Here is an 18,484-nt window from a genome sequence, read left to right as displayed (position 1 = left end):
GCGAACCGACCTTCGCGCGCCCTCTTCTGTTGATCCGGTCCCGGTTGATCCGGGTACTCTCGCCATCAGCTTTCGAAGTGGAAGGCGAGCTTCTTTCCGGTGAGCTTTCCGAGTTGCTGCAGCCGGCCGTCGAGCCGCTCGCCTTCAAACTCGGAATAGGCCGCGGGCACCACGATCTCCAGGTCCACATCCAGCTGGGACGATTTGCGGAAGGTCAGGTTCCGCGCGACGCCGGGCATTGAAGCCGAGAAGAGATAGGCCACGCGCAAAAGGCCGCCGAGCAGCTTTGCCAACTCCAGCAGGCGCGGCGTGGTGATTCCGGTAAGCGCCCCGGTAGCGCCGTCGTCGTTCAGCCCCTCGAAACGATAATAGTTGGCAAGTGCGATATAGGCGCGGCCCGCATGGGTGATACCCGAGAAGGTCGAGTGGGCGATGATGTTCAGCGCCTGCAGGCCACGATAGTCGGGGTGGGCGCGCCAGCTGATATCGGCGAGCAGGCATGCGGCCTGCCGGTAGCGGCTTTCCTCCTCGGTTTCCTCGATACCGAAGAACGGCACCATCCGCCCGGTCCAGTCGGCAAGCTCGCGCGCATGCTCCGGCGAGCGGGCGCGCAGGATGGCGATTTCGTTTGCCGCAGCCAGCAACGGATCCTGGGCGCGCTCATGATCGTTGAGCAGCGAGAACAGGTAGCCTTCGCGCACGCCAAGTGCCGAGAACGAAATCCGCTCCGGCTTCATGATCGACAGCGCCTCCTGCATCGCGATCGCCCCGAAGGGCAGCAGGCTGCGGCGGCTCTTCGAGATCGTCTGATAGGCCGAAGGCTTGATGTTCTTCGGCTCGATCACCTCGGGCAATAGCGCCATCGCCTCGTCGTAGGAGATCTCGTAACCCTGCATCATGTGCAGCGGATAATCGCGGATTTCCATGTGCAGTTTGGCGATCGATCGCCATGTACCGCCGACAGCGTAGAAGGTGCGACCCGCCCCGGTCTTCAGCACCGGAGAGCTCTTCATGAACTTTCGCACCCAGGCGCGCGCCTTGGTCAGCGAACCATTGCTGTGCTCGAACAGGCGGATACCACCGAGCGGCAAGGTGATGCCGGTGCCGATCTTCGTTCCCTTGACCTCGACGAGTTCAAGAGAGCCACCGCCAAGGTCGCCGACGACGCCATCGGGATCGTAATAGCCGCTGACGATGCCCATGGCGGAGTAATAGGCTTCTTCCTCACCCGTTAGGATGCGGACCTTGTGGCCGAGGATCGCTTCTGCCTTCGCGATGAAGGCGGGACCGTTGCTCGCCTCGCGAGCGGCGGCAGTCGCAAGTACATAGACTTGCGTCGCACGCGCCTGCTGAGAGAGCGCATGAAAGCGATGCAACGCCTTCAGCGCCCGCTCGACGCTCTCTTCGTCCATGCGACCGGTGGCATCGATGCCCTTGCCGAGACCGCACATCACCTTTTCGTTGAACAGCATGGCCGGCGAGCGGTTCAGGCCTTCATAGACGACAAGACGAATGGAGTTCGAACCGATATCGATAACGGAAACGGGGCGGATGCCGGGCAGACGCCCCTGCGCTTCAGACTCGACCATGCAATTCCAGTTTATTTGCGCCAGCCGCTCTTCCAGCCGGCAATGAGCTTCGGTGCACTGGACTTCAGGGCCTCACCCCGGCCGGAGAGGCTGGGATTGGTCATGAAGTAGTGCTGCGCATTGAAAGGCTCGGCATCCTTGCCGACTTCCATCCGGCGAGAGGTGCCATCCGGAAGAATTTCGTAGCTCTGCTGGTTGTCGATGAGATTGCCCAGCATGATCTGCGACAGAACCTGTTCGTGTACGGTCCGGTTGATGAGAGGCACGAGCGTCTCGACCCGCCGGTCCAGATTGCGCGGCATAATATCCGCCGAGCCGATATAGACAAGGGCATTTTCCGATGGAAGCCCATGTCCGTTACCGAAGCAGAATATGCGGGAATGTTCAAGGAAACGGCCGACGATGGACTTGACACGGATGTTGTCCGAGAGCCCCGGGACCTGCGGACGCAGGCAGCAGATGCCACGCACCACGAGATCGATCTCGACACCGGCGCGGCTCGCCTTGTAGAGCGAGTCGATGATGTCCGGGTCGACGAGCGAGTTCATCTTCATCCAGATCGCTGCCGGCCGTCCGGCCTTGGCGTGCTCGATTTCCTCCTCGACATGCTTCAAGATACGCGGACGCAGCGTGTGCGGCGAGACCGCCAGCTTCATGCCCGCCTCCGGCTCGCCATAGCCGGTGATGAAGTTGAAGATGTTGGCCATGTCATGGGCGATGACAGGGTTGCAGGTGAAGAACGACAGGTCGGTGTAGATCTTCGCCGTCACCGGGTGGTAGTTGCCGGTGCCAAGGTGGCAGTAAGTTCGGAGCTTACCTTCCTCGCGCCGGACCACCATCGACATCTTGGCGTGGGTCTTCAATTCGATGAAGCCGAAGACCACCTGCACGCCAGCGCGTTCGAGGTCGCGCGCCCAGCGGATGTTGGCCTCTTCGTCGAAGCGGGCCTTGAGCTCGACCAGCGCCGTCACCGACTTGCCGGCCTCGGCCGCATCGATCAGCGCACGCACGATCGGGCTGTCGTTCGAGGTACGGTAGAGCGTCTGCTTGATGGCGACCACATCCGGATCGCGCGCCGCCTGCAGCAGGAACTGCACCACGACGTCGAAGGATTCGTAGGGGTGGTGAACCACCATGTCCTTCTCGCGGATCGCCGCCAGGCAGTCACCGGCATGTTCGCGCACGCGCTCGGGAAAGCGCGGATTGTAGGGGTCGAACCGCAGGTCGTCGCGCGGCGCCTTGGTGATTTCCGAGAGCGTGTTGAGGGCCAAGAGGCCGGGGAGAACCGCAATGCGGTTTTCCGGCACACCAAGTTCCTGTACGACGAACTGGCGCAGCGACGCCGGCATCTCCGAATCGGTCTCGATGCGGATCACCGAACCGCGGCGGCGGCGTTTCAGAGCGGTTTCGAAGAAGCGCACCAGGTCTTCGGCTTCTTCCTCCACTTCAATATCGCTGTCGCGGATGATGCGGAAGGTACCGGAACCCCTGACTTCGTAGCCGGGGAACAGCCGATCGATGAACTGGCTGACCATGTCTTCCAGCGTGATGTAGCGGATGACGTTCTTGACGTCTGGCAGCCGGATGAAGCGGTCAAGCGCGACCGGCAGGCGCAGAAGTGCCGTCATCGGCTCGCGCCCGGTCTTGCTGACGAGCTGCAGGCCCATCGAGAAGCCGAGGTTCGGGATGAACGGGAACGGGTGAGCCGGGTCGATCGACAGTGGCGTCAGCACCGGGAAGATCGACTGGTCGAACTCGTTGGCAAGCCAGCTCCTGTCCTGCGCCGACAGCGACGCCGGGCGCACGATCAGGATATCTTCCTTGGCGAGATACTGCTGCAGCACGGCCAGCGAGGCCTGCTGCTCCATCTGCAGGTTGTCGATTTCCTTCAGGATGTCCTCGAGTTGCTCGACCGGCGTCTTGCCGTCGGGCGAGCGCATGGAGAGGCCCTGACGCACCTGTCCTTCGAGGCCGGCGACGCGCACCATGAAGAACTCGTCGAGGTTGGCGGCCGAGATCGACAGGAAGCGGACGCGCTCCAAAAGCGGGTGCGCAGTGTTCAGCGTTTCCTCAAGCACACGGCGATTGAATTGCAGCCAGGAGAATTCGCGATTGATGAAGCGCTGCGGGCTGGTCAGCAGATCGACATCTTCTGCCGACGCCTGATTTTCATTCACCGCAGATATCGCGTTGTCCATGCTGATCAAATCCTATTGCTCCGGCTGCACCGGCTATCCCAGTTTGACGACGGTTCTGTGACAGTCAATCGGACCGCCGCTGATTTCCAAGCTCTTCGAGAACTTCTGACGCAAGCGCGCGGGTCAGTTTCGTGCCACGCGAGAGCGCCAGGCGGTCGATGCGCTCAACGATCGTCTGCGCCGCCTCGAGCGACCGTTCCATGCGCTGGACAATATAGCCGACGAGCCGCTCATCGACGAAGAGCTGGCGGTCGGCAAAGAGCTTGATCAGCACCTGCGTCAACAGTTCGTCGTCCGGCTCGCCGATCTCGACGACGGTCGCCGCCTTCAGGCGTGAGCGAAGGTCGGGAAGCTTGGCCGGCCAGGACATCGGCCACAGCCGCGTGGTCATCAACAGACCGGTACCATGCTGGCGCACGCTGTTGATCACGTGGAAGAGCGTGGTGTCATCAAAGCCACTGCGGTCGGCATCCTCGAAAAGCACCGGGCGCTGCGCCGCAATCAGGGCTGCATCGGAGCCGGCAAGCGGGTGTATCGCCTCGGCCCCTGCCCGCTCCTTCCAGATACTGGCGAGATGCGATTTGCCGGAGCCAACCGGCCCGGCGATGATGACGACCGGCGACGGCCAGTCGGGCCAATGGTCGACGATCGCGATAGCCGCGCTCAGCCGATCAGACACGAGAAGATCGTCACGGCCCGTCGCGGGGTCATGCTCAAAGGCCAGAGGCAATTGTTCGAATGGGCGTTTTGTCATGCTGTACTCGGGACAATCGTCGGAAATCAGGCGGCCTTGTCGCTCTTGGCCTTCTTGTCCGCAGCCTTGCCGTGCCCATGATAGAGATCGCTATCAAGGTACCGCTGTATACCGAAGCGGACAAGCACGCCAATGGCTGCCGCCGCCGGCACCGCCACCAGCAGACCGACGAAGCCGAAGAGCGCACCGAAGGCAAGCAGCGCAAACATCAGCCAGACGGGATGCAGCCCGACGCTTTTGCCCACCAGCTTTGGCTGGAGGATGTTGCCCTCCATGAACTGGCCGGTGAAGAAGACGGCGAGCACGAGGCCGATCCAGAGGTAGTCCGGCCAGAACTGGACCAGAGCCACACCGACCGCCAGCACGAGGCCAACCAGGGATCCGACATAGGGAATGAAGCTGATCATGCCGGCAAAAAGGCCGATCAGCAGACCGAAATTGAGGCCGACCAGCGACAGGCCGATGCCGTAATAGAGGCCGAGAATGACGCACAGCGAACCCTGGCCGCGCACGAAGCCGGCAATCGTCGTGTTCATGTCGCGGGCAATCTGGCGCACATCGGAGACGTAGTCACGCGGAACCCAGCTGTCGACCTTGTCGACCATGCGGTCCCAGTCAAGCAGCAGGTAGAAGGCAACGACCGGGGTGACGACCAGAAGCGAGATGACATCGAGCAGCGCCACGCCGGAGTTCCAGATCTGCTGGAAGAGCGTGCCGACGAAGGCAGCGGCCTGCTCCAGGAGCTTTCCAGAACTCTGCTTGATCGACGGCATCTGGCTTGCCAGCCAGTCGGGGATGAGCCGCGTCTGTGCCTCGTTGACCAGCACCTGCAGCTTGGCAGCATAACCGGGGATGTTGGCAATGAAATCGGAGGCCTGGCTGACGATGACCGGTATGATCACCATCAATGCCAGCACGAAGACCACGACGAAACCAACCAGGATACCGACCGTCGCCATCAGCCGGCTCAGGCCCAGGCGCTCAAGCCGGTCGGCGACCGGATCGAGGAAATAGGCGAGCGCCATGCCGGCGAGGAACGGCAACAGGATCGAGCTGAAGACCATGAGGAAGGCAATGAAGGCGGCAAGCACCAGCAGCCAGAAGACAATCTGGCGCTGCAATCCGGAACCGCTGACCTTCGTATCCATGACACTCCCTTTAGATCGCGATGAGTTCTGGTTGGATCGACCTGAACCTATTAACGTGATCGTTTTTTCACAAGCGCGGGCGAGATGCTGGCGAAAGGCCGCAAATGCGTTTCCTCGACCGCTTCTAAGCCCTGCTCACGCCTTTCACGCATAACAAGGAGATAGGGGGCGGCGCGGTCACCGGTCAAGCCTGACGGCATGCGCCAGAGTGGTTTGGCACAAGGCGGGCCAGCTTCCACGGTGGGATATGGGCAAAATGTTGAAAAAACGCCTTCAACGAGACCTCTCGGCTTGCACTCCCTTGGCTCCCGTGCCAATCGCATCCGCAAAATACCTGTCGCACGACGAGCCTTGGAGAACGAGCATGAGCCAGTCGGGAAAGAACGGCCTCACCTATAGCGACGCAGGCGTGGATATCGACGCCGGCAACCTCATGGTCGAGAAGATCAAGCCGCATGTGCGCTCCACCCGGCGGCCTGGTGCCGACGGCGAGATCGGCGGTTTTGGCGGCCTTTTCGATCTGAAGGCTGCAGGCTTCAGCGACCCGGTTCTGGTTGCCGCCAATGATGGCGTCGGCACCAAGCTGAAGATCGCGATCGACGCCAACAAGCACGACACCGTCGGCATCGACCTCGTCGCCATGTGCGTCAACGATCTCGTGGTCCAGGGCGCCGAGCCGCTGTTCTTCCTCGACTATTTCGCGACCGGAAAGCTCGACCCGGACCAGGGTGCCGCGATTGTCGCCGGCATTGCCGCTGGCTGCCGTGAATCCGGTTGCGCGCTGATCGGCGGCGAAACGGCCGAAATGCCGGGCATGTATTCGGGCGGTGACTACGACCTCGCAGGTTTTGCCGTTGGTGCAGCCGAGCGCGGGCAGTTGCTGCCGGCCGGAGACATCACCGAAGGCGACGTCATCCTCGGCCTCGCCTCCTCCGGCGTGCACTCCAATGGCTATTCGCTGGTGCGCAAGATCGTCGCGCTCTCGGGCCTTGCCTGGGATGCCCCTGCCCCGTTCGGCGAAGGCACGCTCGCCGACCTGCTGATGACGCCGACGCGCATCTACGTAAAACCGCTCCTGAAGGCGATCCGCGAAACCGGCGCAATCAAGGCGCTCGCCCATATCACCGGCGGTGGCTTCCCGGAGAACATTCCGCGCGTGCTGCCGAAGCACCTGGCAGCCGAGATCGACCTTGACGCGATCAAGGCGCCAAAAGTGTTCTCGTGGCTTGCCCAGACCGGTGGCGTTGCCGCAAACGAGATGCTGCGCACGTTCAACTGCGGCGTCGGCATGATCGTCGTCGTTCCGGCCGACAAGGCTGCCGAGGTTTCCGCCGTGCTGACGGCAGAAGGCGAGACAGTGTTTTCGCTCGGTCGGATGGTCGCGCGCGAAGACGGTGCCGCTGGCACGATCTACAAGGGCACCCTCGCCCTATGATGACTGAGGTCTCGAGCGCCAGGAAACGGGTCGTCGTCTTCATTTCGGGCGGCGGCTCGAACATGCTGGCGCTTGCGAAGGCGGCGGCCGAGCCGGGTTTCCCGGCCGAAATCGTTGCCGTCATCGCCGACAAGGCGGATGCCGGCGGCCTCGCCAAGGCAGCCGCACTGGGTATCCCCACGCGCAGCTTCCTGCGTACGGATTTCGACAGCAAGGACGCCCACGAGGCGGCAATCCTCGCCGAGCTTGACCGCCTGTCGCCCGACATCATCTGCCTGGCCGGTTACATGCGCCTGCTTTCGGCAGCCTTCATCCAGCGCCACGAGGGACGGATCCTCAACATTCATCCGTCGCTGCTGCCGCTCTTCCCGGGTCTGCACACCCACCAGCGCGCGATCGACGCCGGCATGAAGGTCGCCGGCTGCACCGTGCATTTCGTTACCGAAGGCATGGACGAAGGTCCGATCGTCGCCCAGGCGGTCGTTCCGGTCGTGCCCGGCGACACGGCCGACAGCCTTGCGGCTCGCGTGCTGACTGTCGAGCACCGCACCTATCCGATGGCGCTGAGGCTGATGGCGGAAGGCAAGGTGCGCATGGAAGCTGGCCGCGCCGTCGTCAACAACGCCGGCGAAACAACTGCGACGCTGATTTCGCCCGCTGCCTGATCCTTTGCCGGCCTTAGACATTGGAAAGGCCAGATGATGCAGCCGCTTACTTCGCCGACGCCAGCCGCCGGTCGAGCGCATCGAGCACCCTCCGCGTCAGAGCCGGATAGTCCTCGTCGAAGTGGTGACCACCTTCTATGGCAATGACGTCGACGCCTGTGCCCTTGAGTTTGGGGCAGGCATCATCCTCTTCGTCGGTGCCGTATATGCATTGCACGAGTGCCGGGTCGATGCGCTTGATGTCGTTGAGCGGGTCGCCGCCCTTGCCATCGCCGTCCGCCCCAAGCCAGCCGAGCACGGAAACCTTGTAGTCGACCATATGCGACAGCGCCATCAGCGTGACCTGGCGCACATGCGCCCGCTCGCCTGCCGGCAGCAGGTTGAAGGTGCGCGGCAAGATGTCGGCACCGAAAGAGTAACCGATCAAAAGCACGTTGCGGACGTTCCAGTGCTTTCGGTAATAGCTCATCACCTTGGCCAGATCGTCGGCCGTTGCCTGCGGATCGCGCTCCGACCAGAAGTAATGCAGGGAATCGAAGCCGACGACCGGAACGCCCTCTCGCTGCAGCACGTCGCCGACCTCCTTGTCGATGTCGCGCCAGCCGCCGTCCCCCGAATAGATCACCGCCATGGTGTCGCGGGTCGGCTTAGCCTCAAGGATCGTCAAGGGCAACCCGAACGGGTTTCCGGCATCGCTCTCATTCTCGATCAGATCGGCAAGATGGTCGGACAGCGCCGTATAAGCATCGTCGTCGCTGTCTTCCTGGGCGATATCTGGATGTTTCGCGACGAGCGCTGCGACATGGGCCCGCCCGTCCGACGATGCGGCCTGCGAAAATACGACGGAGACCGGGTCCGGCAAGGCACCATCGGTCAGGCCATAGACCATCCGGTCGCCCTTTTTTACCTTTTCAGCCGGCGTGCAAAGTTGCTTGCCAAGGGTGATCCCCTCTTCCGGATCGATCGCCAGCGTCTGGCCGATGGTGGCAGGCGGGGTTTGGGCGGCAATTGCCAATGCCATTGCGCCGCCGGCACCGACACCCGCGACAACTGGCAGCTGATAGGCGTCCGTGCCGACCATGCGCTGGATCTGCTGGCTGAGCGATTCGATATCCGAGACCATGTAGATGCAATCGCCATCGTCCTTGGCGAGCGACGCGAGATAGGCCTTGAGATCGATCCCGATGACAACAGACTTGGCAGCCGACAGGGTCTCCGCAATCGCCTGCTCCTTGTCCGTCCAACCGCCGGCATCCGAAAGAAGCACCACCAGCGAGGCCGGCTTTTCCTTTGGCAGCAGGATATGCGGCGACGGGATCATCCCGGTGTCGTGCGTCTTCGCAGCGTCTTCAGCCGCAGCGGGAAAAGCCGCGGCGGATAGAAACAGGGTCGCAAAGGCGAGCCGTTTCCAGCGGGTTGCAAAACCAGTCATTTCCTCACCACTCCCTTGAGACCGCCACCGATCAGGAATGTCGCATCCATCAGAGCGAGGATCGGATTGATGCCGCCGCTGGCGACAAGATAGCGCGGTTGCCATTGTGGATGAAATTTCGACTTGAACGCACGAAGTCCTTTGAAATTGTAGAAACGTTCTCCGTGCTCGAAGAAGGTGCGTCCGGCGCGATCCCAGACCGGGGCGATCTGCCGCGTCGACATGCCCGAAAGCGGTGCCATGCCGAGGTTGAAGGCGCGATAGCCCTCAGCCTTCAGGTATTCCATCACCTGGGCAAAGAGAAAATCCATGGCCCCCTTCGGCGCATCCGGCGAAAAACGCATCAGATCGACCGTCCCCTCCTCCTTCGTCGCCGTTACCAGGATGTTGGCAAAGGCGACCGTGCGCCCATCGTAGGTAAGGATCGCCACCGGCTGTTCGGCCAGGTAGTCGGGATCAAAGGCACCGAGCGAGAAGCCCTTTTCCTTTGCGTTGTGATGTGCGAGCCAGGCGTCGGACACCGCGGTCAGGTCGCCCATGATGTCGCGGACGCCTTGGGGCGGAACGACGCGAAATTCGAGCCCGTCGCGCTGGGCGCGGCTCACCTGCTGGCGCAGGTTCGCCCATTTCCCACCCTTCATTTCAAAGCGGGCGAGGTCGACACGCGCCAGTTCGCCGAGCCTGAAGGCCCGCAGGCCGGCATCGGCATAATAGGCAAGGCCCTCGGGCGAGACCTGATAGAACACCGCCCGACAACCCGCGGCACGCGCCTTCTCGATGAACTGCCAGATCAGTTCCGGCCACGCATCAATTGGGCCGACAGGATCGAAAAGCGCGATCCAGGACCGGGCGCGCTGGCCATACATGATGAAGGCGCGACCATCGGCGGAGAACAGGATGCTCTTGTCACCCATCCGCACAAGATTGGCGTCGGACATGCCCTGCGCCTCGACGATCGCCAGCGCCCGTCCCATCGCGTCGTCGGAGGCAGGTTCGGCAGCACCCGTCGCCGGGCGCATCAGGCTCCAGATGGCAAGCAGGCTCGCCCCGATCGTCACCCCGAGAAGGGCTCGAAGCCCGCGCGGTGCTTCGGCGGAGAACTCGAACTGCCACCAGAGTTCGTGGCTGTATTCGACATCGCGGTAGACGAAGAGAAGCACAACCAGCGCACCGAGGCAGATGACGCCGAGTGCCGTCAACCACGGCACCGTCAACGCCTGGCCGAAGAGTGAGGCCGGGCGCACAAACAGGCGACGGCTGACGATGAGGCCGAAGAGGAAGAAAGCCAGCAAGCTTGCCTCGACCACCGCGATCGCCTTGATCAGCGACAGCAGCAGGGCTGCGACCGCAATGACGATCGATGCCCACCAGGCGCCGTCCAGGCGCTGCGCCAAGCCGCGCGAGACGACCACCAGCGCCAGGCCGAGCAGGCTTGCCAGGAAGTGCGCGCCTTCGACGATCGGCAGGGGCAGCAGGCTTTCGAGGAAGGCAAGGTTTTCGTCCGGGGTCGGCGTCACGCTCGAAAGCACGAGCATGATCGCAAGCACGATACCGAGCGTGGCAAGCAGTAGCGGCGTCATCCGGCCGCCGATACGCCGCACACTCGAGGCGACCGGATGGCCGGACAGTTGCCGCAGCTCAATGCCGATCACGACGGCGATCGCAATCAACAGCGGCAGCACGTGATAGATCACGCGGTAAAGGACGAGTGCGCCCAGGATCGTATCGACGTCGGCGTTGTGACCGAGGGTGGCGATGATGATGGTCTCGAAAACGCCGAGCCCAGCTGGAACGTGGCTGAGAACACCGACGCCGACGGCGAGCGAATAGACCGCGAGGAACGCTGGCCAGCCGATCGCGCCCGCGGGCAGGAGCACATAGAGCACCGTGGCAGAAGCTGCGAGATCGAGCGCGGTCACCAGGAACTGGCGCGAGGCGGTACGCGAATCCGGCAAACGCAATGTCAGGCGCCCGAGGCTCACTTCGCGGCCATCGCGCGCCAGGAGGAAAACTGCGAGCAGGCCACCGAGGATCGCGAGAGCGATGAGGCGCAGCGACAACGGATCAAGGCCCGTCATCGGCGCCACGTATTCGCCAACGGCAAGCAGGCTGAGGCAGGTCACCGTCAACAGCCCGAGACCGAAGGCGAGCGTAACGAAGGCGATGATCCGGGCGATATTTTCCGGCTCGATGCCGAGACGGGAGTAGGACCGATAGCGGATCGCGCCGCCGCTCAATGCACCGAAGCCCGCGGTGTTGCCGACCGCATAGGCGCACGCAGCCGTCAGCGCCACGTCGGCGTAGGGCAGCTTTCGCCTGACATAGTCGAGTGCGCCGACGTCGTAGAAGGTCAACGCCAGGAAGCTTAGGGCGGTGAAGAACACGGCGGCCGCAACCGAGGCCCAGCTTGTGTCGGCCAGCGCCTGCACGACTTCGTCATATTGCACTTCTGACGTCAGGTGAAAGATCGCAAAGCCAAAGAGAGCGATCACCAGCAGCGTACCGGCGGCCGAGAGGGAGCGACGATTACGTCGCAGGAAAGAGATCCAGCCCCCCTCCGCCTGTTGCTCGTCGTCGATTGCGCTTTCCGGAAGGGAGGATGTCATGGTTCGCCCATGTCATTGATGAGGACATCAGCGCTTTAGCTTACCCGATAACAATCAGAAAGTGAAATATCCGTAATGTATTATCTGCTTACAAAACAATCTGTTAGGCAACAAGATCGGCGCGGTTGAGCTTTGCCCATTGCAAAAGCATGATCGTCTTTGCGTCACAGATTTCGCCAGTGGCGATCATCGCGAAGGCTCGGTCGAGCGGAATCTCCAGCACCTCGATGTCCTCGCCCCATGCGCCAGCCCGCCACCGTCCCCGCGCTTCTCGGTCACGTCGATACGGCCGACGAAAAAGCTGGTTCGCTCGGTGAGCGCACCCGGGCTCATATAGGCGTCGAAAAGGTGGACCGCGCCTTCCACATGATAGCCGGTCTCTTCCATCGCCTCGCGGCAGATGGCAACCTCCGGCGTATCATCGTCGAGCAGGCCGGCAACCGCTTCGATCATGTAGGCGGCCGGGTCACCCTGCAGCAACACGGGAACGCGCAATTGTCGAACGAGCACCACGCTCTGGCGCCTGGGATCGACGAGCAGGATCGTCGCGGCGCTGCCGTGGTCATGCACCTCGCGCTTCAGGGTCGCGGTCTCGCCGTTCGTCATGTCCTGTTCGAGGGTGACTTCCTCCAGATGAATGAATCCGTCCCACAGCGTGCGTCGGCCGACAATCCTGACGCGCGGGTCGTGATGTGTGCTCATGCGAGGTCCTTCAGTGCTGGAGCCGGAAATGCGGCTGCGCCGTCGTCAATGGATGTGCTCCGACAGAGCGCGGTCTTCGCGCTCGATCTGCAATGTCGTGTGATGAAGATCAAACTCTTTGCGCAGCCGATCCTCGATCGCCCGCCGCACGGTTTCACCGTCGGCGCCATCGGCGAGAACCGCATGGGCGGTCAGAGACAGCTGGTTCTGGGTAATGGCCCAGAGGTGAAGATCGTGCACGGATGCAACACCTGGCACGGCCGTGATTGCCGCATGAACGTCCGAGAGCCGCATGCCAGGTGGTACGCCCTCGAGCAGGATGTTGACGCACTCCTTGAGAAGCACCCAGGTCCGCGGGAAAACCATGAAGCCGATGCCGACGGCGAGCAGCGAATCCACCCATTGCCAGCCCGTCAGCCAAATGATCACCGCGCCGACAATGACCGCAAGCGAGCCGAGCATGTCCGACCAGACCTCGAGATAGGCGCCCTTGACGTTGAGGCTCTCGTCCTTGTGGCTGGTGAGGAGCCGCATCGAGGCGAGATTGACGAGGAGCCCGATGACCGCAATCGCCAGCATGCCGCCCGATTGGATCTGCTGCGGCTCGAACAGGCGTTGCCAGGCTTCATAGAGGATGTAGAAAGCGACAGCGAGTAGCAGCAACGCATTGAAGGCGGCGGCCAGGATCTCGAATCGGGCGTAGCCGTAGGTGCGCAACAGGTCGGACGGGCGGCGGCCGACATGAATGGCGACGAGCGCAATCGCCAGGGCTGCCGTGTCGGTCAGCATGTGCATGGCATCGGAGATCAGCGCCAGGCTTCCGGTCAGGATACCGCCGACGACTTCCGCCAGCATGAAGCCGCCGGTGAGACCCAGCGAAGCCCAGAGACGGGAAACCGGTGTGCTGCTGACATCCGCGTGATGGTGGTCGCCGCTCATCATGATTCCCGGTTGCGGTCTAAGACATGACTAGGCGGCCGGACGTACCCAGACCCTGTTGTCGTGGAAGGCAGCGCCGCCATAGGGTGCAACGGCGTCGGCACCGGTGAGCACGTTGATCCCCTCGCCGTCGAGATGTGCGCCATTCGGCCAGAGCCCCTCGGCAATCACCACGCCGCGGCGCGCTCCGCCGCCGATCCTGGCATGCAGACGCACCTCGCCGCGATCGTTGCCGAGCTGGACGATATCGCCGTCGGCGATGCCGAGCGCCTCGGCGTCCTCGGCATGGATCATCACTTCCGGGCGCACTTCCTTCTGGATCGAGGACGGCGTCTCGGCGAAGGTCGAATTGAGGAACGACCGGGCCGGTGAAGTCGCGAGCCGGAACGGATGCTCGGCGTCGGCGACCTCGATCAGATCGACATGGTCGGGATACTCCGGCAGCGCCAGGTGCGGACCCTGGATGCCCATGGACCGCGGCGGCCGGTTCGGCGCCGGCGTTCCCGTCCAGTCCGCCTTGAATCGGAATTTGCCATCCGGATGGCCGAATCCCCTAAGATAATGCGCTTCCTCGAAGCCTGGCTGACAGTCCAGCCATTTCTCGCGCGTCATCTCCTCATAGCCGATACCGTAATTGGCAAGCAGCCGGTCGATATGCTCACGCTCCGTCAGGCCGAAGCCGCCTTGGTCGGCAACACCGAGGCGCTTGGCCAGTTCCTCAATGACGAAGAGGTTGGTGCGCACGGTCGACGGCGGCTCCACCACCTTCGGGCCGATCAGGATGTGTTGATGCCCGCCGCCGCGATAGAGGTCGTCATGCTCGAGGAACATCGTCGCCGGAAGAACGATATCGGCAAGGGCGGCGGTGTCCGTCATGAACTGCTCGTGCACCGCAACGAACAGATCGTCGCGCAGGAAGCCGCGCGTCACCAGCCGCTGTTCCGGCGCGACGTTCACCGGGTTGGTGTTCTGGATCAGCATCGCCGTGACGGGCCCACGGTGTCGCAGCGCCTCGGCGTCGCCGGTCAGCACGCGGCCGATCTGCGACTGGTCGAGCATGCGCACATCGGGATCGTGGAAGGCCGAGCCGATGAGCTCGCGCTTGTCGAGCTTGAAGATGTCATTGTTGGAGTGGAACGCACCACCGCCTTCGTGCTTCCAGGAGCCGAGAACCGTCGCGACGGAAGCAGCCGCATGGATAGCGACCGAACCGTTGCGCTGACGGGTGAAGCCGTAGCCGAGGCGGAAATAGGTTTTCGGCGTTGTGCCGACGAGCTTGGCGAAAGCCTCGATCTCCTCGACCGAAAGGCCGGTGATGGCCGAGGCCCATTCGGGTCCACGTGACTGGAGATGGGCCTCGAGCCCGGCCGGATCATCGGCGAACTCGGCCATATAGGCCCGGTCGGCGTAGCCGTCGCGAAACGCGATGTGCATCACGGCGCAGGCCAGCGCCGCATCGGTGCCGGGCTTCAAGACGAGCCCCATATCCGCCTGCTTGACGGTCGGGTTGTCGTAGATGTCGATGACAACGATCCTGGCGCCGCGCTCCTTGCGGGCCTTGACCGCATGGGTCATGACGTTGACCTGGGTTGCGACCGCGTTCGTTCCCCAGATCACCACGCAATCGGCCCTCGCCATCTCGCGTGGATCAGGGCCGCGCAGTGCCCCGGTCGCCATGGTAAAGCCGGTCCAGGCCATGTTGGTGCAGATCGAGCCGAAGAAGCCGGAATAGCGCTTGGCGTGACGCAGGCGCTCGATGGAATCGCGCTGCACCTGGCCCATGGTGCCCGCATAGAAGTAAGGCCAGATTGCCTCGGCGCCGTGCTTCTGCTCAGCGCGGACGAATTGATCGGCGATCTCGTCCAGTGCCGCTTCCCAGCTTACCTCCTGCCAGTTGCCATCGCCCTTGGCGCCCTTTCGGCACTGGGGCACCATGAGACGGCCCGGGTGGTAGATGCGTTCGGAATAGCGCGCCACCTTGGCGCAGATTACGCCAGCGGTGTAGCTGTTGCCGGCAGCACCACGCACGCGGCCGATCCGCCCCTTGGCGGTGAGGTCCACCTCCAGCGCACAGGCGGAGGGACAGTCGTGCGGACAGACGGAATGGCCGATCGATTTTTCTGTTCTGATGGGGGTCGAAACGTTCATGGCTTTTCTATATGGCATCGGCATAGCGGCTCAAAGAGCCAATCACGCACCCATCGCAACAATTGATCACGGCCATCGGCGGCGCTCATGAACTATCGGCACATCTACCATGCGGGCAATTTTGCCGACGTGCTCAAGCACGCGGTGCTGGCGCGGCTCGTCACCTATCTCCAGCAGAAGGAGAAAGCGTTTCGCGTGCTCGACACCCACGCCGGCATAGGGCTCTACGATCTATCGAGCGAAGAGGCACAAAAGACCGGCGAATGGCGGGACGGCATCGGTCGGCTGCTTGACGGCAACCTGCCGCCGGAAATTGCCGCGATTCTCGCGCCATATCTCTCGTCGATCCGCACGCTCAACCCCGGTTCGGAACTGACGCTCTACCCCGGTTCGCCGAAGCTTGCCCGTATGCTCTTTCGCCCGCAGGACCGGCTGTCGGCGATGGAGCTGCACCCGGACGACTATGAGACCCTGCACCGGCTGTTCGACGGCGACTTCCAGAGCCGGATCACCGAACTCGACGGTTGGCTGGCACTCGGCGCCCATCTGCCGCCGAAGGAAAAGCGCGGTCTGGTCCTCGTCGACCCACCCTTCGAGAAGGAAGGCGAGTACGAACGGCTCGTCGACGGGCTCGCACGCGCCCACCGGCGCTTTGCCGGCGGCGTCTATTGCCTGTGGTATCCGCTGAAGCAGGGCGCGCCGATCAAGGCGTTCCACGAGGCGCTGAAGGCGCTCGATATTCCGAAGATGCTCTGCGCCGAACTGTCTGTCAGAAGCGACCGAGAAACCACCGGCCTTTCCGGCACCGGCCTCATCATCGTCAATCCGCCGTTCACGCTGAAGGGCGAACTCGACGTGCTGTTGCCGTTCCTAAAAGGTCGGCTGGCGCAGGACCGTTTCGCCTCTGCACGCTGCTTCTGGCTACGTGGTGAAGAACGGGCAAGCGGAGGGGCTTGACGGACGGCCTGCGCAGACCGCAATCTTGCGGAACGACACAGGGGGACGTTCATGACTCGCACGCTCGCAGCAACGCTTCTCATCTCGCTATCCCTTGCCGGGACCGTGGCGCCCGGCGCATCGGCGGCCGACTACATCGGCAGCGGTCAAGCACGATCCTACGATGCGGGGGGTTGCAGCGAAGCCTCGGTGCTCGGCTTCATCACCTCGCGCTTCGAATACCGCGATGCAAACTACCTGCACGCCAATCTCTCGATCGCCGAGATCCGCAACACGGGGCAAAGCCGGCAAGAGCTTCGCGACGAGACCCATCTCGTCGAGCGCGAGTATTGCCGCGCGACGGCTGTGATGACGGACGGCTATCAGCGCTCGCTTTTCTACGTCATTGAGCGCCCATGGGGCTTCGCCGGTGTCGGTCGCAGCATCGAGTTCTGCGTCGGTGGCCTTGACCCGTGGTATATCTACGGCGCCCACTGCGCATCGCTTCAGTAATCATGAGCTCACTCCGGACTTGGCGCCGGCTTTTGCCGGCGCTTTTCGTTGCAGTGGGCTTGGTCGGCTGCAGCGATCAGAACTCTGAAAAGAAAACGCCCGCAGCAGCAGCAAGCGAGACGACGAAAGCGAGCGTTGCCGTTCCGATCGGCAATGGTTTCGATTTCTATGTCCTGTCGCTGTCCTGGTCGCCGACCTGGTGCGGCGACAATGATCCGAACGGCAAATCCAGCCAATGCGAGGTCGGCGGCAACCGCGGGCTGATCGTGCACGGCCTCTGGCCGCAGAACGAGAAGGGTTATCCGGATTTCTGCCCGACGCGACAGTCCGATCGCGTGCCGTCGGCGCTCGGCCGGCAGTATCTTGACCTGATCCCATCCATGGGGCTGATCGGACACCAATGGCGCAAGCACGGCACCTGCTCCGGCCTAAGCCAGGAGGACTACTTCGCCGTCACGCGCGCCGCCTGGAGCCGGCTCGCGTTGCCGTCAGAGCTCTCCCCTGCCCGCCAGCAAGCCCACCTGTCCGTCGCCGGCATCGAAAATGCGCTCGTCGGCAAGAACCCGGGCATGACGAAGGATGGTTTGGCCGTTACCTGCGAAGGCAACCGGCTCGAGGAAATCCGGATCTGCTTCGACAAATCACTGAACTTCCGCGCCTGCCCGGCGGTCGCTCGCCAGGCGTGCCGGAAAGACAGCATTTCGCTTCCCCCTGCGCCCTGAGCAAGAAAGACATTCGATGAAGATACTGTACTCGCCCGCCTCGCCCTATTCGAACAAGGTTCGGATGGCGGCGCATTATGCCGGGTATTCAGCCGAAAGCGTCCTGACCGACACCAGCGCCAACCCCGCGGAACTGATCGACAACAATCCGCTCGGCAAGATCCCGACGCTGATCCTCGGCGATGGCCGGGCGCTCTACGACAGCCGCACGATCATGCATTTCATCGACCGGGAAACCAAGGGCAAACTCTATCCGAAGAATGCCGGCAAGCGCACCGATGTCGAGCTTCTCGAAGCCCTCTGCGACGGCGTCTGCGACAGCCTGCTGGCGATCGTCTACGAGAAGCGATCGCATCCGCCGGAAAAGGTGCACCAGCCCTGGATCGACAGGCAATGGGAGAAAGTCGAGCGCAGCCTCGACCACCTGAACGCCAACCTGCCGAAGACCGGCGGCAAGCTCCATGCGGGGCACTTCGCGCTGGCTGCCATGTTGCGGTACATCGAATTGCGCTTCGCCGGCGAATGGCAGAAGGGCCGCGCCAAGCTGAAGAACTGGCCGGCGAAGTTCGAAAAGCACTTCCCCGCCTATTCCAAGTTCAAAGCCTGAGAAGCAGGCATGAAAAAGGCCGGGTCACCCCGGCCTTCAGACTGCTGACAAACCCCTGGCGAGAGCTGGGGGTTTGTGATTCAGTGGGCC

At 62.8% G+C, this 18,484-nt stretch carries 14 protein-coding genes and 1 pseudogene; 6 read left to right on the top strand and 9 right to left on the bottom strand.

The window, feature by feature from the left end; all coding sequences use genetic code 11:
• Window positions 1–65: 65 nt before the first annotated feature.
• The 4 genes from ppx to MKZ91_RS26105 form a co-directional block, all read right to left on the bottom strand.
• Complete coding sequence (gene ppx / locus MKZ91_RS26120) at window positions 66–1,589, bottom strand: exopolyphosphatase (protein WP_336173953.1); 1,524 nt, start codon at window positions 1,587–1,589, stop codon at window positions 66–68.
• 11 nt (window positions 1,590–1,600) lie between these two features.
• Window positions 1,601–3,787 (bottom strand): RNA degradosome polyphosphate kinase, encoded by a 2,187-nt coding sequence (locus MKZ91_RS26115; protein ID WP_336173952.1) that lies wholly within the window; start codon window positions 3,785–3,787, stop codon window positions 1,601–1,603.
• 64 nt (window positions 3,788–3,851) lie between these two features.
• A complete protein-coding gene (hdaA, locus tag MKZ91_RS26110) occupies window positions 3,852–4,541 on the bottom strand; it encodes a DnaA regulatory inactivator HdaA (RefSeq protein WP_336173951.1) in 690 nt (229 codons plus the stop codon).
• Between the two features lie 26 nt (window positions 4,542–4,567).
• Window positions 4,568–5,689: an AI-2E family transporter gene (locus tag MKZ91_RS26105; protein ID WP_336173950.1), complete on the bottom strand. Its 1,122-nt coding sequence runs from the start codon at window positions 5,687–5,689 to the stop codon at window positions 4,568–4,570.
• 364 nt (window positions 5,690–6,053) lie between these two features.
• On the opposite strand from MKZ91_RS26105, the gene purM reads away from it, so the two are divergent.
• Entirely contained in the window at window positions 6,054–7,124 is a 1,071-nt protein-coding gene (purM, locus tag MKZ91_RS26100; protein ID WP_336173949.1) for a phosphoribosylformylglycinamidine cyclo-ligase, read from the top strand.
• Window positions 7,124–7,789 carry a phosphoribosylglycinamide formyltransferase gene (gene purN / locus MKZ91_RS26095; protein WP_336174019.1) on the top strand — a complete coding sequence of 222 codons (666 nt, stop codon included), beginning with the start codon at window positions 7,124–7,126 and terminating at the stop codon, window positions 7,787–7,789. Before purM ends, purN begins: the two co-directional genes overlap by 1 nt.
• A gap of 46 nt (window positions 7,790–7,835) precedes the next feature.
• On the opposite strand, the gene MKZ91_RS26090 is transcribed toward purN, so the two are convergent.
• From MKZ91_RS26090 to MKZ91_RS26070, 5 genes and pseudogenes are all read right to left on the bottom strand, one after another.
• Entirely contained in the window at window positions 7,836–9,221 is a 1,386-nt protein-coding gene (locus tag MKZ91_RS26090; RefSeq protein ID WP_336173948.1) for a virulence factor family protein, read from the bottom strand.
• Window positions 9,218–11,827 carry a bifunctional lysylphosphatidylglycerol flippase/synthetase MprF gene (gene mprF / locus MKZ91_RS26085; RefSeq protein ID WP_336173947.1) on the bottom strand — a complete coding sequence of 870 codons (2,610 nt, stop codon included), beginning with the start codon at window positions 11,825–11,827 and terminating at the stop codon, window positions 9,218–9,220. Before mprF ends, MKZ91_RS26090 begins: the two co-directional genes overlap by 4 nt.
• 103 nt (window positions 11,828–11,930) lie before the next feature.
• Window positions 11,931–12,529: pseudogene (locus tag MKZ91_RS26080) on the bottom strand (NUDIX domain-containing protein).
• 45 nt (window positions 12,530–12,574) lie between these two features.
• Window positions 12,575–13,468, bottom strand: coding sequence for a cation diffusion facilitator family transporter (locus tag MKZ91_RS26075; protein WP_336173946.1), 894 nt, complete (start codon window positions 13,466–13,468; stop codon window positions 12,575–12,577).
• 30 nt (window positions 13,469–13,498) lie between these two features.
• Window positions 13,499–15,634, bottom strand: a complete 2,136-nt coding sequence (locus MKZ91_RS26070; protein WP_336173945.1) for a molybdopterin-containing oxidoreductase family protein — start codon at window positions 15,632–15,634, stop codon at window positions 13,499–13,501.
• A 69-nt stretch (window positions 15,635–15,703) separates the two neighbouring features.
• Here MKZ91_RS26070 and MKZ91_RS26065 point away from each other — a divergent pair, with 69 nt between their 5' ends.
• Genes MKZ91_RS26065 through MKZ91_RS26050 form a run of 4 tightly spaced genes read left to right on the top strand, consistent with a single transcriptional unit; the run spans window position 15,704 to window position 18,394 of the window.
• The gene (locus MKZ91_RS26065) at window positions 15,704–16,573 is read left to right on the top strand and encodes a 23S rRNA (adenine(2030)-N(6))-methyltransferase RlmJ (RefSeq protein WP_336173944.1); all 870 of its coding nucleotides are present in this window, start codon (window positions 15,704–15,706) and stop codon (window positions 16,571–16,573) included.
• A 51-nt stretch (window positions 16,574–16,624) separates the two neighbouring features.
• A complete protein-coding gene (locus MKZ91_RS26060; protein ID WP_336173943.1) occupies window positions 16,625–17,065 on the top strand; it encodes a hypothetical protein in 441 nt (146 codons plus the stop codon).
• Window positions 17,066–17,067: 2 nt separating this feature from the next.
• On the top strand, window positions 17,068–17,787 hold the full coding sequence (locus tag MKZ91_RS26055; protein ID WP_336173942.1) for a ribonuclease T2 family protein: 720 nt from the start codon (window positions 17,068–17,070) through the stop codon (window positions 17,785–17,787).
• 16 nt (window positions 17,788–17,803) lie between these two features.
• Window positions 17,804–18,394 (top strand): glutathione S-transferase, encoded by a 591-nt coding sequence (locus MKZ91_RS26050; RefSeq protein WP_336173941.1) that lies wholly within the window; start codon window positions 17,804–17,806, stop codon window positions 18,392–18,394.
• Window positions 18,395–18,484: the final 90 nt, after the last annotated feature.

Source organism: Ensifer sp. MJa1 (genome assembly GCF_037026475.1).
Lineage (GTDB): Bacteria > Pseudomonadota > Alphaproteobacteria > Rhizobiales > Rhizobiaceae > Ensifer.
Note: the sequence above shows the minus strand (reverse complement) of the source record. Positions and strands in the feature narration are given on the sequence as shown.